Annotated in this window: 12 protein-coding genes; 6 read left to right on the top strand and 6 right to left on the bottom strand. The window is 52.2% G+C overall.

The features are described 5' to 3' along the window. The first annotated feature begins 11 nt into the window (after positions 1–11). The 5 genes from EHT25_RS25235 to EHT25_RS25215 all read left to right on the top strand — a co-directional run bounded on the left by EHT25_RS25235 (position 12) and on the right by EHT25_RS25215 (position 6,695). A complete protein-coding gene (locus EHT25_RS25235; protein WP_124877966.1) occupies positions 12–2,027 on the top strand; it encodes a tetratricopeptide repeat-containing sensor histidine kinase in 2,016 nt (671 codons plus the stop codon). Beyond that, positions 1,936–2,163: a helix-turn-helix transcriptional regulator gene (locus EHT25_RS33510; RefSeq protein WP_124877965.1), complete on the top strand. Its 228-nt coding sequence runs from the start codon at positions 1,936–1,938 to the stop codon at positions 2,161–2,163. The genes EHT25_RS25235 and EHT25_RS33510 overlap by 92 nt, the downstream gene beginning before the upstream one ends. Positions 2,164–2,409: 246 nt before the next feature. Continuing rightward, positions 2,410–2,955, top strand: a complete 546-nt coding sequence (locus EHT25_RS25225) for a cupin domain-containing protein (RefSeq protein WP_124877964.1) — start codon at positions 2,410–2,412, stop codon at positions 2,953–2,955. Positions 2,956–3,036: 81 nt separating this feature from the next. After that, positions 3,037–6,120 carry a right-handed parallel beta-helix repeat-containing protein gene (locus EHT25_RS25220; RefSeq protein WP_124877963.1) on the top strand — a complete coding sequence of 1,028 codons (3,084 nt, stop codon included), beginning with the start codon at positions 3,037–3,039 and terminating at the stop codon, positions 6,118–6,120. A gap of 41 nt (positions 6,121–6,161) precedes the next feature. Then, entirely contained in the window at positions 6,162–6,695 is a 534-nt protein-coding gene (locus EHT25_RS25215; protein WP_124877962.1) for a hypothetical protein, read from the top strand. A 190-nt stretch (positions 6,696–6,885) separates the two neighbouring features. On the opposite strand, the gene EHT25_RS25210 is transcribed toward EHT25_RS25215, so the two are convergent. Further along, positions 6,886–8,127: an MFS transporter gene (locus tag EHT25_RS25210; protein ID WP_124877961.1), complete on the bottom strand. Its 1,242-nt coding sequence runs from the start codon at positions 8,125–8,127 to the stop codon at positions 6,886–6,888. Between the two features lie 70 nt (positions 8,128–8,197). Further along, positions 8,198–8,536 (bottom strand): cupin domain-containing protein, encoded by a 339-nt coding sequence (locus tag EHT25_RS25205; protein ID WP_124877960.1) that lies wholly within the window; start codon positions 8,534–8,536, stop codon positions 8,198–8,200. 180 nt (positions 8,537–8,716) lie between these two features. On the opposite strand from EHT25_RS25205, the gene EHT25_RS25200 reads away from it, so the two are divergent. Then, positions 8,717–9,892, top strand: coding sequence for a sensor histidine kinase (locus tag EHT25_RS25200; RefSeq protein WP_124877959.1), 1,176 nt, complete (start codon positions 8,717–8,719; stop codon positions 9,890–9,892). Here EHT25_RS25200 and EHT25_RS25195 read toward each other — a convergent pair. The 4 genes from EHT25_RS25195 to EHT25_RS25180 all read right to left on the bottom strand — a co-directional run bounded on the left by EHT25_RS25195 (position 9,889) and on the right by EHT25_RS25180 (position 14,516). Further along, positions 9,889–10,476, bottom strand: coding sequence for a biliverdin-producing heme oxygenase (locus EHT25_RS25195; protein WP_124877958.1), 588 nt, complete (start codon positions 10,474–10,476; stop codon positions 9,889–9,891). The two genes, EHT25_RS25200 and EHT25_RS25195, sit on opposite strands and share 4 nt — an antisense overlap. Then, positions 10,473–10,904 carry a response regulator gene (locus EHT25_RS25190; protein WP_124877957.1) on the bottom strand — a complete coding sequence of 144 codons (432 nt, stop codon included), beginning with the start codon at positions 10,902–10,904 and terminating at the stop codon, positions 10,473–10,475. The genes EHT25_RS25195 and EHT25_RS25190 overlap by 4 nt, the downstream gene beginning before the upstream one ends. A 12-nt stretch (positions 10,905–10,916) precedes the next feature. Then, positions 10,917–13,184: an ATP-binding protein gene (locus EHT25_RS25185; RefSeq protein ID WP_124877956.1), complete on the bottom strand. Its 2,268-nt coding sequence runs from the start codon at positions 13,182–13,184 to the stop codon at positions 10,917–10,919. 243 nt (positions 13,185–13,427) lie between these two features. After that, positions 13,428–14,516, bottom strand: coding sequence for a DUF4421 family protein (locus tag EHT25_RS25180; protein WP_185731484.1), 1,089 nt, complete (start codon positions 14,514–14,516; stop codon positions 13,428–13,430). Positions 14,517–14,590 lie beyond the last annotated feature (74 nt).

The following is a 14,590-nucleotide window of genomic DNA, read 5'->3' as shown; positions in this document are numbered from 1 at the left end:
TTTAACTTCGTATGAATCGTTCGCTACACCCCGCCCTACTCGCTTTGGTTTCCCTATTGTGGGGAAGTAATTGGATGGCCTGCGCCCAGTCACCCGAGATAGACAGTTTGAAACGACAATTGATCCAGCAACGCGCGGATACCAATCGGGTGCGTCGGCTGAACCGGCTGGGGCATCTTTATCTCGACATCAAACCCGACACCTCCTATCGACTCGCGCAACAGGCGTATCGGCTTGCGCAGCAATTGGACGATAAACCCGGTCAGGCCCGGGGACTTAATTTGATGGGCAGCAGTCTTTCCAACCTGGGAGATTATCCGAAAGCCATTCGCTTTTTTCAGCAATCGCTTCAGATTAGCCGATCCATTCACGATCTGCCGGCCATTTCCTCCGTACTCAACAACATGGCTTCTCCCTATCAGGCGCAGAAGGACTACAAGCGCGTGCTCAGTCTGTCTCAGGAAGCGCAACAAGTCTTTGACCAGGTGCACCGGAAAGATACACAAAGAGACGTCCGGACTTATGCTATTCTGTATTGCAATCTGGGAGAAACTTACCTGCTGCTCAATCAGTTGGATTCGGCCGACTATTACTTAAAAAAGGCCACACCGTTGACTGAACAGGAAAAAGGCCGAATCGTTCTGGATCATAACCTCTACCTATTGGGCGATTTACACCTAAAGCGTCACGACACCACCACGGCCCTTTCGTATTACCGCCGGGCTCTGGTGGCTGCCCAGCAAAGTAATTCGACGGTTACTTTGGCGGATATTTATTTGAGCATTGCCTCCTTATACCAGGCAACCGGCGCTATCGACTCCAGCATCGTCAATGCCCGCCGGGCACTCGCAGCCGGACAGCAAACGAATTACCTCGATGGCATTCTATCCGCCAGCAAACTGATGACGAAGCTCTACGAAGGGCGCAACAATACGCAGGCGCTGCGCTATTTCAAAGTAGCCGTAGCGGCTAAAGACAGCCTCTTCAGTCAGGAAAAAATCAAACAACTCCTCACGCTTGGCTTTGAGGAACAGCAGCGTCAACAGGAACAGGTTGCTCTGGAGGCATCCTATCAAAACCGCATCCGTCTGTATGGGCTAACGGGGCTGGTCGCCGTGGTGCTGCTGGTGGCCGGGTTACTTTGGCGAACCAACCAACGTCAACGACGTAGCAATCAATTGCTAACTCGTCAAAAAACCGAACTTGATCAACAGCGTAGCAAAGCAGAGCAGGCGCTGGGGGAACTCCAGACGACGCAGGCTCAACTGATCCAGAAGGAAAAGATGGCTTCCCTGGGAGAACTCACGGCCGGAATTGCTCACGAAATTCAGAACCCCCTGAACTTCGTCAATAACTTCTCGGAGATAAGCGGGGAGTTGGTGCAGGAACTAAAAGAAGAAGCTTCAGCGGGTCGACTGGAGGATGTGCTGGCGATCGCCGACGATTTAACCATGAACCTGCAAAAAATCAACCACCATGGCAAACGGGCGGATTCGATTGTCAAAGGCATGCTGGAGCACAGTCGAAGCAGCACCGGGGAACGGCAAGTTACGGACCTTAACGCGTTGACGAATGAATACCTGAAACTGGCCTATCACGGGCTTCGGGCGAAGGATAAAGACTTCAATGCCCAGCTGGTGACCAACTTTGATGCGAATCTATCCCCCATCGAACTGGTTCCCCAGGACATGGGCCGGGTGTTGCTAAACCTGTACAATAATGCTTTTTACGCCGTTGCGGAGCGGCAGAAAACGGCACCAGAAGGGTATCGGCCTAAAGTGACGGTGAGTACCCAGCGCAGCCAAGGGAAGGTCGAAATCCGGGTAAAAGATAATGGTACCGGCATTCCGGAATCGGTGAAAGCCAAAATCTTTCAACCTTTCTTTACGACGAAGCCGACCGGGCAGGGAACCGGTCTTGGCCTATCTATGAGTTATGACATTATCACCAATGGACACGGAGGAAGCCTGGAAGTGGAAACGCAGACGGGTGATGGCACCGAAATGGTGGTCAGGTTGCCGGCGTAACGAGCGGTTTTTGCCCGAAGGTATTCACAACAAATCCACACTTAATTTGGGAAACGCATCCTCGTATTTCAGCCGCGTATTCTCCGAAGAATTCGGCATTTCGCCCGGCCAATACCGCCATTCTGATCCGATTTAAACAATAGTCCACCTTTTCGAACAATAGTCCACCTTCGTTGTACGATGGCTCACGTATTCTTGTATCGCAGCGCAAGACCCTAAAACCGGGTCGCTCCAGGACTGTTACATGCTACTGCCTTTCCCCCCCAACCCCCTAAAGGGGGCTTGAACATCCGGATTTAAAAGCCCCCTTTAGGGGGTTGGGGGGTGAAAGGCGGGGCGGTTACGGGTTCCTGACGCGCTTTTACAATTAAAAAACGTGACAATGAAAGAAGTAGAAAAGACCGATTCGAATCGGATTCTCGATTTTGCAGCCGCCGGGATGTGGTGGCAGATTACCAAAGATACCAAAGACACCAACGGTGCCTTTTTTGAAGCTATCAATGTGCTGGCACCCGGTTTGGAGGGACCTCCGCAGCACATTCATCCCCATGCCGAGGAAAGCTACCAGGTGCTGGAAGGCACGCTGGACTTCTGGATCGACGGCCAGTGGCGGCTGGTCAAACCGGGCGAAACCGCAACCGTTCCGGCGGGCGTACCGCATACGCTCAAAAATTCACACGCCGAAGCGGTTCGGCTCATCAATATCCACAAGCCCGCGCTGGGTTTCGAGCGGTTTTTCCGGCGGATGCACACGCTGATTGCCAGCGGAAAAATGACGCTACCCCCGAAGAATTTTGGCTCGTTGATCCGGATTTCGATGCTGTTTGTGGCCCACGAAAAAGAAATCAAATCAGTCAACCCACCCCACGGGCTCATGCGGTTTCTGGCGTTTGTGGGCAGTATGCTCGGCTACAAGTTGCCGAATTAACACCCCGCAAAAACCGCCCGCCCATCCGCGCACTGATGCCCCGGCGGTTTTCATTTTTTGTTCATAATCGATTCATGTCCTATGAAAAAACGTTTTACTTCCCTCTTTCCGACTGCTGCGGTCGGGGCATTGCGTACCCGGTTTTTTTGGCTGGAATGTCTCCTCGTTTTATCCGGGGCAGCCTCCGCCCAGACCACCCGGTTTGTGTCGACAACCGGCACCAACGGCAATCCGGCGACGGCCACCAGTTGGGCCACCGCCACGTCTGATTTGCAGGGCGCCATCAACTCGCTCACGGCGGGCGGTGAGGTTTGGGTAGCCGGAGGAACCTACAAACCCACCACCGGAACCGACCGCGAAATTTACTTCCGAATGAAGAACAACGTGGCCATTTACGGCGGTTTTGTGGGAACCGAAGCCAACCGCAGCGAGCGGCCCCCAATCAACCTGACCACTCCTTCCAGCACCACCCTGAGTGGCGATATTGGGACGGTGGGCGACCCGGCCGACAACAGTTACCACGTCATATCCAACTCAAGCATCACCAGTACAGGTATTTTGGATGGATTTGTGATTACGGGAGGGAATGCCAATTATGATAATACGCTCGATTCCAGGAGTATCGGTGGGGGAATGGTTAATAATAGCTCCAATCCCATTCTGACCAACTGTAGCTTTACGTCAAATTCCGCGATTATTGGTGGGGGAATGTTTAATATTACTTCCAGTCCCATTCTGACCAACTGTAGCTTTACGTCAAATACTGCCGATGAGGGAGGGGGGGGAATGTTTAATCGTTCATCGAATCCCATTCTGACCAACTGTAGCTTTACGTCAAATACTGCCGATGAGGGAGGGGGAGTGCATAATTTATTAGGCAGTCCCAGTCTGACCCATTGTAGCTTCACGTCGAATTCTGCCGATCAGGGAGGGGGAATGTATTGTATTTATTCCAGTCCTGTCCTGGTCAATTGTCGTTTTACGTCAAATACAGCAAGGGATGGCGGGGGAATGTATACTACCGTGGATGGTAATCCACTGCTAACCAATTGTAGCTTTACGTTAAATACCGGTCTGGGAGGGGGTATTTATAAGAGAAGTTCCAGTAATTGCAGTCTTGTCAATTGCCTCTTCTGGAACAATGGAAGTTATACGCTATATCATGTCCAAGGTTCTGCAATAACGGCCAGCTATTGCCTGTTCGAACCTGAGGTAACCTATTATACGGGCTCAAACAACCTGACCACCACTACCTCGCCCTTTGTCAGTGCGGATAACCTCCAACTCACCAACTGTTCCGCGGCCATCAATGCCGGTGATCCCACCAGTGCTACGGCGGTCTCCGGGCCCTATAGCGTCACCGCCCTGCCCCAGACGGATCTGGCCGGTAATCTCCGTATCTACGGAAACCGGGTCGATATCGGTGCCTACGAGTTTCAGGCAGAACCGGCGGAGCGCATCACGGTGTCAACCCTGGCTTCTTCCGCCAGCGTCTGCCTCGGGCAATCGGTGAGTCTGTCGGCCACGGTAACGGGCGGCAGCAACCTGAGCTATAGCTGGGCCGCCCCGGCCGGAGCCACCCTGAGCAGTACCACGACCAATCCCACGAGTGCCACCCTGCTCACCAGTATCCCCAGGACCTTTACAGTGACGGTCACCAATCTCAGCTCGGGTTGCACCGCCACCAGCAGTGTCACCGTAACCGGCAATGCTGCTGCGCCCCCCAATCTGACCAGCACGACCGTTACACAGGGAGCACCAACGATCGTTCTTACCGCCAGCAATTGTGCCGGAACCCTCAGCTGGAACGGACCGGGCGGCTCGTCGGGAACCGGAGCCATTGCGGTGCTGACCACGGACCCCGGCACGTTCGTCTATCAGGCTACTTGCAACGTCAGTGGTTGTGTCAGTGATCCCGCCAGTGCCACGGTGGTAGTCACCGCGCCGACCGTCACCGGTTCCTTCGATGGGTTCATTTATGGAGGGGATTGCACCAGCTTCCGGGGTTGGGCCTGGGATCGCAACAAACCCAATACCGCCATTTTGGTCGAAATTCTGGTGGATTCCGAAAGCAAGGGTACGATTCTGGCCAACGAGTTTCGGCAGGATTTGAAAGACGGCGGCAAGGGTAACGGGATTCATGCGTTTCGGTGGAACATCCCGGACGAGCTGAAAGATGGCGAAGTACATACCCTCTCGGCCTATGTGGCTGGTAACGGGTTTACCCTCAAGGACGGTCCTAAAACCATTCGGTGTCAGAATGGCATTCCTCCGTCGTCACAGAATAAACCGCCGGTCGCTCCCACAATGACGCCGTTAACCATCCAGCAAGGGGTGAATTTTACCACGACCTTGCCAACTTTCACTGATCCTGAAAACGGCACCCTGAGCCATGCGCTGGCAGGCCTGCCCAGTGGGCTGACCTTCACCAGTGGTACCCGGCAGCTTAGCGGGAAAACCGAGATTGCGGGAACCTTCCTGCTAACCTACTCGGCGAGAGATGACAAAGGAGCGATAAACAGCGTGGGCTTCAACCTGACGGTGAATCCGGCCGAAACCGTCGTTACGGGCAGTTTTGAAGGGTATCTGGATAAACTCGATTGCGGAGGTATTCGCGGCTGGGTCTGGGATCGGAATAAACCCAACACCCCGCTCACGGTCGAATTTTACCTCGAACCCAGTCCGGGAAACATAACGGTTTTGGGCAGTACGGTGGCGAATATTTACCGGGTCGATCTGAAGGATGCCGGGAAAGGCAACGGCGCCCATGCCTACAATTTCACACCACCGAGCAGTGTCACCAACGGCACACTGGTATTGGCCCGCGTGTTGGGATCGACCTTTCAGTTGAAAGGTTCGCCCAAAGCGTATCAGTGCGCTCCAGCCCGGTTATCGGCCGAAACCGCTGAAAATCTGCAGGTGATGGTGCTGGGCAACCCCGTTTCGAATCAGGTTGAGGTAGAGATTCGGGGCGCTGAGGGAAAACCGCTGCATCTGCAATTGACGGACATCCACGGGCACCGTGTCGGTGAGCAACAGGTGCCGCAGGCCGGTGCGGTTGAACGGCATCGGCTACCGGTTTTCCAGCAGGCACCGGGTGTGCTGGTGTTGCGGGTTAGTACGCCAACCCAGCAAAAAACCGTCAAGATTCTGAAAGGAAAGTAAGGAAGGTACAAGGTAATCAACCGTCTAACTCAAATCTAATTATGAAACATGAACCTATTCTCACGATAGCAGCCACGGGACTTTTAACGGGTTGTGTATTAGGAATGATTGGAGCCTTCGTGCCATCGGATGTAGTCCGAAATGTGCTGTGGGCGATTGATAGCTCCGGGCTTATTTTGGCTGCCGCCTTACTAACGCTATACTTTTTTAGAAAAGGAAATGATATCGTTGCCGCAGGGTTTCTCGTATTTGCCATTGCGGAAAGTATTATCTTTTTCAGCTGCGCCGGGGCTTTAACTGAAAGTATTCCGGCGTTTGGAACGGGGACCTGCTTGTGGGCTTTATCCATCGCGGTGATCAGTTCTCAACGCGTATTTCCCTGGTTTGTACGAGGCACCGGTATACTCTCCGCCTTGCTATTTGTGATCGTTGCCTTCCTCATATTTACCGGACATTCTATGACCGCATTGACTCAACCCTTGCCCTTCTTTGCTTATCCGTTTTATGCCGCAACGCTGGCTGGCTGGGCATGGACACTGTGGTACCGAAAGCACACTTTTATCAACGTTACCTAAATGAAACGACTAAAAATGGGTCGACCCGCCAACGGCTTGCCATGGTCAGTCGATTAGGAAAGTAAAGAAATGGAAGGAAGCCAACCATAAGCCTTTTTTTGTATTGCTTCCAGCGGTATTTTTTTGATCGGGGCGGTTTTTACCTGTAGGTATGCTATTAAAACCGCTCCGATCCCAACCGCTGACAGGGTTATGCTAAAACCACTTCTTCCGTGGGGTCGATGCGGAGCCAGAGCAGGCAACTGCACAGCAGCAGAAATGCGATCAGGAATAGCGGGAGGTTGAAATCGCCGGTGAGGTTGACGATGTAGCCAAACAGCACACCCAGAAAAACCGCTCCCAATTGCCCCACGGTATTCATCGCGCCCGACACCATGCCCGACTGACTGCGCCCGACATCGTTGCAAACCGCAAACGAAACCGGGAGTGTTAAGTCTTTGAAACCCATCCCCATCGACAGGAAGATCGCAGCGTTTTGATTGTCTTTCGTCAAAGCCGACAGCAGAATCATCGCTGACGAAAGCCCTAACCCCACGATGCCCACCACCCGCCGACCGACTTTTAACCCGTAGCGTTTGGAGAGCCAGTCGCTCAAATAACCGCCCGTGAAACAACCGATGGCCCCCAGAAAAAAGGGCAGGGTCGAAAAAAGCTGCATGTGTTCTTTATCGAAATGTCGCCCTTCTTTGAGGTACGTGGGCAGCCAGCCCGTGAAGAAATACGCGCCATACATGTAAAAATGGAACATCAGCATAATGGCCCACATGTTCTGACTGCGCAAAACCGCCCGCCAGGGAATGTGGTGGCTGGAAACCCGAAACCGCCGGTTTTCTTCAATATGGGTGAGTTCGTCGGCGGTAATGTTCTTTTTTTCGTTCGGAAAATCGCGAAACCAGACATACCAGCAAACCGCCCAGACCACGCCCAGCAAGCCCATGGCGTAGAAAGATGCCCGCCAGCCGAAATGGGTGGCCACCGGCACCACCAGCCAGGGGGCCAGCATCCCGCCCACCCGACCAGCCGCCCAGATATAGGCCTGCGCCCGACCGGTTTCCTGGTGCGGAAACCAGCGGGAAACCACAATCGACGCATTGGGATAGGCCCCGGCCTCGCCTGCGCCAAACAAAAACCGCACCACCACCAGGTAAAGCCAACTCGTGGCCGTGCCGGTGAGCGCCGTAAAGGCCGACCACCAGCCGACCACCCGCGTCAGCACCCGCCGGGGGCCCAGCCGATCACCCAGGGCTCCGGTCGGGAGTTCGAAAAGGGCGTAGGAAAGCGCGAAAGCGCTCAGAATCCAGCCCCACTGATCATTCCCGATCTTTAAATCACTCTTGATGTCCGATGCCACCAGCGAAATGCAGGTTCGGTCGATGTAGGTAATGGTGGAAAGCGCAAATAAAAACGAGAGTACCCGGGAACGGTAATTCATGAGAAGGGCCGTGGTGAAATCCGGTCTCAAAATAGTGAATTACTAGACAGAATTGTAGTAATTTCGTGAATTACACAAAATCCTCCCGCATGGGTGTAAACACATCCACCAGTATTCCGGCTTCCAGCGCCACGGCACCGTGGGGTACATTCGGCGGCAAATGGTAGACGTCACCGGTTTTCAGCTCGCGGGTTTCGCCGGCAATCGTGATGGCAAACCGCCCGCTTTCCACATAACTCATCTGGGTGTGGTAATGGTGGTGGATTGCACCCACACCGCCCGCTTCAAACGCCACTTTCACCAGCATCAGATTGGCATCGTATGCCATAATTTTCCGCCGAACGCCGGGGCCAACTTCTTCCCAGGGTAAACTTTCGTCAGTGATAAAAAGAGCAGGAAGAGTTGCCATCGGGGAAGGGGTTTATCGTGAATTCATTACCGCAAAAATACCAGAATACGCCGTACGAAAACTACATGTCGAAAAAGACCAGAGAATAGTTTTAGTCGTTGGGACGAAAAAATCAACAATTGACCGCTTATCTTAGTTGATTAACCGGCGACACCGTCCAGCTGATTTGATTCATTTACAATGGCTAATCCACCCCCGGATTCAAAACCGGATTTATTACGAATTGAAATTTCCCGATTGCGGGCGCTGATGGACAGCTCTCAATCAGCTTTGTATTTGTTAAAACCAGTACTGGAAACGGGCGAAATTACCGATTTCATCATCACCATTGCCAACCAGACCCTGGCGGCATTCGTCAATCAGGAGCCCAAAGCGTTGATTGGTCAACTCCACAGCCGGTGGTTTCCCAAATACAAAACCAACGGAATCTTCGATCATTACTGCCGGGCTTTCGCCGGCAATGAGCCGCTTCAACTCGAACATCATTACAACAACGACGGCACGGATCGCTGGCTGACGGTGGTAGCCAGCCGGTTTGGCGACGAACTGCGGGTGACATTTCTGGACATTACCGACAACAAGCGGACCCAGCACCAACTGGAAGCCACGATCCACCAGATCAAGAATTCCAACGAAAACCTGGAGCAGTTTGCCTACATCGCGTCGCACGATTTACAGGAACCGTTGCGGAAATTGCAGGCGTTTGGCGACGTATTGCAAAGTCAGTTTGCAGATAGTCTGGTGGATGGCGAAATAGACCTTGTTCGCCGGATTCAGAACTCGGCCAAACGCATGCAGGTGTTGGTTCGCGATTTATTGACGTATTCGCGGTTATCCACCCAAACCGAACCATTTGAAAATATTTCCCTGTCGAAGCTGATTAAAGAAGTTCTGGGTGATCTGGAATTGTCTATTTCGGAGAAAAAAGCCACGGTTCGCGTATCGGCTCTCCCCAATCTGCTCGGCAATCCGCTGCGCTTGCGGCAATTGTTCCAGAATCTGGTCGCGAATGCCATCAAATTCCAGAAAGGGGATCAAAAACCGCTGATCCAGATCAACGCCAGCTACCCCGAATCCAGCGAACTTCCGGAAGAATTACGCAGCCAGGCCCACCGACTGTTTTTACTGATCGAGGTAATCGACAACGGCATTGGTTTTGACGAAAAATACAAGTCCCGGATTTTCCAGCCGTTTCAGCGGCTGGAAAGCCGATCGGCCTACAGCGGCACTGGCATTGGGCTGGCCATTTGCAAAAAAGTGTCCGAAATCCATGGAGGAGCCATCGACGTCACCAGCCAGGTCGGGCAGGGGGCAACGTTCAAAGTTTTCTTACCGGTGTATGGGCAAACCGGTTAAGCCAGGGCTTCATTCAGGGATTTTGTTTGTCTGAAAACAGCGTGATAAGCAAGAAAAGTCCGGCGGGCAGCTTCAATGATCGTGTCATGGTCAACCTCTTTTTGTGACGCCAGAATGGCTCCAAACCCTTTCCATTTTTCGAGCGCTTCCGCACCATATCCCCGATAAAACCGGGCATCCTGTAGCAAGGGCTGCAAGTCCGGGCTTTTCTGCAACTGATGGAAAACCACTTTCCCACCCAGCATCGAGCCTTCCCCGACATAAGCCGCTCCGAGCAACTCGATCGGGGTCCAGTTGGCAAACAAATCCGAATCTCTGTCTGGAAATGAAACATTCAGCCCGGCCAGATCGGCTGTCAGCCAGGGTGACTTCCGGCGATTGGTTTGGTTATACTCCGTAAAAAACGCCGGATTCCGGTCAATAGCCGCTTCCAGCTCGCGGTGAAAAACCGCATGCACCTGTAACAGGTGGCGGTATTGCTCAGGCGTCAACGTACCGGTTTTCAACGGTTCGGTATAGAGTAATTCTTCGGTTTGTTCGTGCAAGTCGCGGGTTTCATTCCGCAATCGTTCCGCTAACGTCATGGTTTATTGACTACATTGTTATCGATCAGCCAGAAATCACAAAGCCGATGCAACAACTGGTTAATCGACAGATAACTACCCGGTTTTACCACATATGCATTGGCACCCAACTCGAGCGAGTGGCTAATATCCTGCGGGTTATCGGAGGTGCTGAAAACCACGATCGGCAACAGCTTGGTCCGGGCCAGCGACCGGGCTTTTTCAATGATTTCAAAACCGCTGTATTCCGACAGATCCAGATCGAGCAGGAGAAATTTGGGCAACGGGGCGGTTTCGGATTGGTACTTACCCATCGCTGAGAGGTAATCGAGCGCTTCGGAACCGATATTGATCACTTTGTAGGAGATTCCTTTCTCCATCTTCCGCATCACCCGACTAAAAACGTCGGCATCATCCGGATTATCTTCAACGTACAATACATCTAACATTGTTGTACAAGTTTACGGGGTCTGATTTTCTTTCGGAAATGAAACAGAAAACGCGGTTTCACGATGGGGCTCGCTGTGAAACCAGATTTTCCCTTTGTGTCGGTTGATAATCCGTTTAACAATGGCCAGCCCAACGCCGGTTCCCTCAAAACTGGCGGCATTTTCCAATCGTTTAAAGAGATCGAACATCTTGGTAGCATGCTTCATGTCGAAGCCAATACCGTTGTCAGTGACGGTATAAATTACTTCATCGCCGGTTTCCCGGCCGTCCACCCGCACCACGGCTTCGCTGGCCAGCTTGGTGTATTTAGCTGCATTCGAAATCAGGTTCGTAAAAACCTGATTCACCATCGTAGGGTCACCAAAAACCGATGGCATAGCGCCGTACTCGATTCGCAGGTTCCGGTTTTTCTTGTTTTCCGTCACCATAATTTCGTCGCGAATGACATCCAGTATTTTCCGCATATCGAGCGGCTGAAAATTCAGCTCCGTACGACCCATCCGGGAATAATACAAAATATGCCGAATCAATGATCGCATGCGCTCCGTCGAATCCAGAATTTTCTGGAACATGACGCGCGTATCGTCGTCCATACTGGCTCCCTGTTCTTCCATAATAATTTCGGAATAACAGCGAATCGACGACAGGGGCGTCCGTAAATCGTGCGAAACCGTGTAGCTAAACGCATCCAGCTCTTCGTAGGCAACCCGCAGCCGCTCATTCAATTGCCGGACTTCGTTTGCCTTACGGGCGACAACCTGCAACACATCTTCCCGCAACTTGATAGCGACCGAAATCTCGGCATCTTTCCAGGGCTCCGAGGTGTTACGGACGGTTTGCGACCAGGCTTCAAAGCTCTTGCGCGGATGCAGAAAGGGCTGGCCATTTTCGGAAACCGTTACGGGTTTATCGGGATTTCCCGCCCAGGTAACCTCCCGAATCTGCTCTGGTTTGAACCAGATCAGGTATTCGTTCAATTCCTTCGACAACGCAATCGCCAGTATCCCGGAAGCTATATCCCGAAAGCTTTCCGCCGGGGGGTACAGTTCCGGCAGCCGGTCGGTTTCAAAAACCGTTTCGAACGACTCCGTTCCCAGCCAGTTGGCAAGTCCGGCAATGGCGGATTCATCCGGTATTCTCCCCATTGAATAGAAGGTATTATCGAACACCAAAACCGCACCGGTGGCTTTCGTGATGTTCAAAGCCGTAATCGGGTGTTGGGTCAACCCTGCCACCACATCCCAGTCTTTCAGAATCTGGCTATTGAGCGTCTGTTCGTTCTGCTGAATTTGAAACAGAAACGATTGATCTTCCTCGTTTTTCCGGAATTCGAGCGCCGACGACAACAACTGGCTCACAAGCTTAGCCGCCTGCCGCGCCGGAAAGTCAACGAATTTCGGCGTCGAATGGTGGCAGGAAATCAGCCCCCACAGTTCTCCCCGATAGAGCAGCGAAATACTCATGGAAGCCTGAACGCCCATGTTTTTCAGGTATTCGATGTGAATCGGCGAAACCGCCCGCAACACTGAATGGGTTAAATCCAGCGGTTGACCGTTCGATTGGCCATCGATCGAAAAAATAGGTGACGGCGTGCTGCCCACATCGGCGATGATCCGCACCAGATTGGTTTTGTACAATTCCCGGGCCTGCCGCGGAATGTCTGAGGCCGGATAATGCAACCCCAGGTATGGTTCCAGATGCGGTTCTTTTTCTTCAGCCACCACCTCGCCGTGCCAGTCGGAACTGAAGCGGTACACCATCACGCGGTCGTAGCCAATGATCTGCTTCACGCGCCGGGCCGTATTTTGAATCAGTTCCGACAACGTGCGGTTGGATTGTACCTCCGTCAGTGCTTCGGCCACTAATTGCTGATCGAGATTTCCCTGGGTTGAAATGGCCGGTTCCCATTCCAGAATGATCAAGGTATCGTGCTGGTGAACAACCAGATTCCATTCGTTGCCATTCAGCCGAAAACGGTGTGGATTCATTCGCGACCAGGCATTTTCGCGTTTTCCAACGTTCAGAATGGCGACCAAATCCGCGGCTGGCAGATCGGTTTCGGAGAACAATGCTTCAAGCGGTTTTCCCAGCCAGTCGGCGACCGACCGGTTTACCACCTCACCCGTATTTTCACTGACATACCGAATGACAAAATCGTCCGCTGTAATCGCCACTAAAAAACCGTGGGCCTGGATATAACCGGGAATGTGAATCGGCTCCGATTCACAATTGGTGAGATTGATTCCTGAATTTGATCTATTGGCAGTTGATACGATCATTTTATAGGGTCAACAGGCTCAAAAAGCCTTTAATCTTAAGTTTTGCAGAAGGCTTAGCTATAAACGAACTTATAAGGTAAAAATGGGCTCCTATTCAAGCAAGTAAAACCTGAAAAAGTTAGTTTGGGTTTTAAAAAAATGGGGACAAATCCGTAAAAAATTGGTGGACTATCGCCGTTCCGTCGGAATTTACATCCGAATAATCCGACAAAAATCAGCTTGATTCCGTAAAAAAAGCCCTTTTCAAAAACCGGGTAATTTATGAAGAAGACCTTTAGGTTTGAATGGAAAATGCATCCCGATCACCAGCCGAATATCCGTATTGTAGCTGCGCAGAATGTTGGCCCCTTCCAGGTTTCCGGAGAGAAAAACCACGGCATACGAAGCACCCGCAAAATACCGCCCGTTGTTGTAGCCCACCGTTATTCGCGAATCGCCCTGAAGCCCAACCCGAATGGGCAGTGAATGGGTCTCTGCGCCCGCGGATACGCTGGTTGCGTTGTGAAGTGAAACACCGGGTCTGACCAACAGCGTGGTAAAAAAATAGTTTCGAAACACGAAAGTCCGGATATACCCGGCGTTGAGACTGTAACTAAACGACCGGTAGTCGATCAGGTCGGCGTCGGTCGGAAACAGGGGCCGGACAACGCGCGGAAACAGGGACGAATCGCCTTTGATCTGCGTATAAATCAGCGTCGCTCCCACCAGAAAAGAGCCCGCGCTTTTCTTCTGGCGCTCGCGCTGCATGAGTGATGCCGGATTGGAAAACTGCCGGTGATTGAAACAGTAATAGAGCGAGCTATACCACGTTCGACTCACTAAATCAGGACGTTGCGGGTATTCAAAATGCGTCGTAAACCAATCTTTTTCGAGAATTTCGGGGTTGTTGAGGTATAATCCCCGGTAGGACTGATAACTGGTGTTGAACCAGACCCGGCGGCCGTTGTAACTCAAACTGGTGCCAAACTGCTTCGTTTTACCCCGCGATGCCTGTAAATTTTGGTTCGCATACGGCACTTTGGTGGTCAATTCCACGCTCAGCCACGAGTAACTCACTCCCACGCCAAACGACGACGCCCCGTTGGGCTTATAAGTCAGATGATCCTGTTTGCCAATGAGTTGCAGGAAATAATCGTGACCCTGCGCGAGTAAACGGAGGTGTAAATGAGAGTAATAGCTGGCAATATAATTGGTGTCCACTTTGGGCGGACGAACCTTCAGAAGCGTATCCAGCGAAATGCCTAAAACCTTAATTTCTTTTCGGGTGGTATCCGGTTCCGACTGAGCGAACGCTGATGCAGGAAGCCCGGCCAGTGCAACCATGAGTCCCATTGCAATTCCTTTAAACCGTCTCAATCCGTCAGACTTACCGCTCATTATCAATGCCATAAAAACCGTTGACGGTA

This window comes from Larkinella rosea, from assembly GCF_003858635.1.
Classification (GTDB): domain Bacteria; phylum Bacteroidota; class Bacteroidia; order Cytophagales; family Spirosomataceae; genus Larkinella; species Larkinella rosea.
This window is presented reverse-complemented; position numbering and strand designations above follow the sequence as displayed.

Bases quoted from the DNA above. Each gene is read 5' to 3' on its own strand.
- EHT25_RS25195 (WP_124877958.1), bottom strand. From the start codon at position 10,476: ATGACGTTAGCGGAACGATTGCGGAATGAAACCCGCGACTTGCACGAA.
- EHT25_RS25190 (WP_124877957.1), bottom strand. From the start codon at position 10,904: ATGTTAGATGTATTGTACGTTGAAGATAATCCGGATGATGCCGACGTT.
- EHT25_RS33510 (WP_124877965.1), top strand. From the start codon at position 1,936: ATGACATTATCACCAATGGACACGGAGGAAGCCTGGAAGTGGAAACGC.
- EHT25_RS25205 (WP_124877960.1), bottom strand. From the start codon at position 8,536: ATGGCAACTCTTCCTGCTCTTTTTATCACTGACGAAAGTTTACCCTGG.
- EHT25_RS25215 (WP_124877962.1), top strand. From the start codon at position 6,162: ATGAAACATGAACCTATTCTCACGATAGCAGCCACGGGACTTTTAACG.
- EHT25_RS25185 (WP_124877956.1), bottom strand. From the start codon at position 13,184: ATGATCGTATCAACTGCCAATAGATCAAATTCAGGAATCAATCTCACC.
- EHT25_RS25180 (WP_185731484.1), bottom strand. From the start codon at position 14,516: ATGGGACTCATGGTTGCACTGGCCGGGCTTCCTGCATCAGCGTTCGCT.
- EHT25_RS25200 (WP_124877959.1), top strand. From the start codon at position 8,717: ATGGCTAATCCACCCCCGGATTCAAAACCGGATTTATTACGAATTGAA.
- EHT25_RS25225 (WP_124877964.1), top strand. From the start codon at position 2,410: ATGAAAGAAGTAGAAAAGACCGATTCGAATCGGATTCTCGATTTTGCA.
- EHT25_RS25210 (WP_124877961.1), bottom strand. From the start codon at position 8,127: ATGAATTACCGTTCCCGGGTACTCTCGTTTTTATTTGCGCTTTCCACC.
- EHT25_RS25220 (WP_124877963.1), top strand. From the start codon at position 3,037: ATGAAAAAACGTTTTACTTCCCTCTTTCCGACTGCTGCGGTCGGGGCA.
- EHT25_RS25235 (WP_124877966.1), top strand. From the start codon at position 12: ATGAATCGTTCGCTACACCCCGCCCTACTCGCTTTGGTTTCCCTATTG.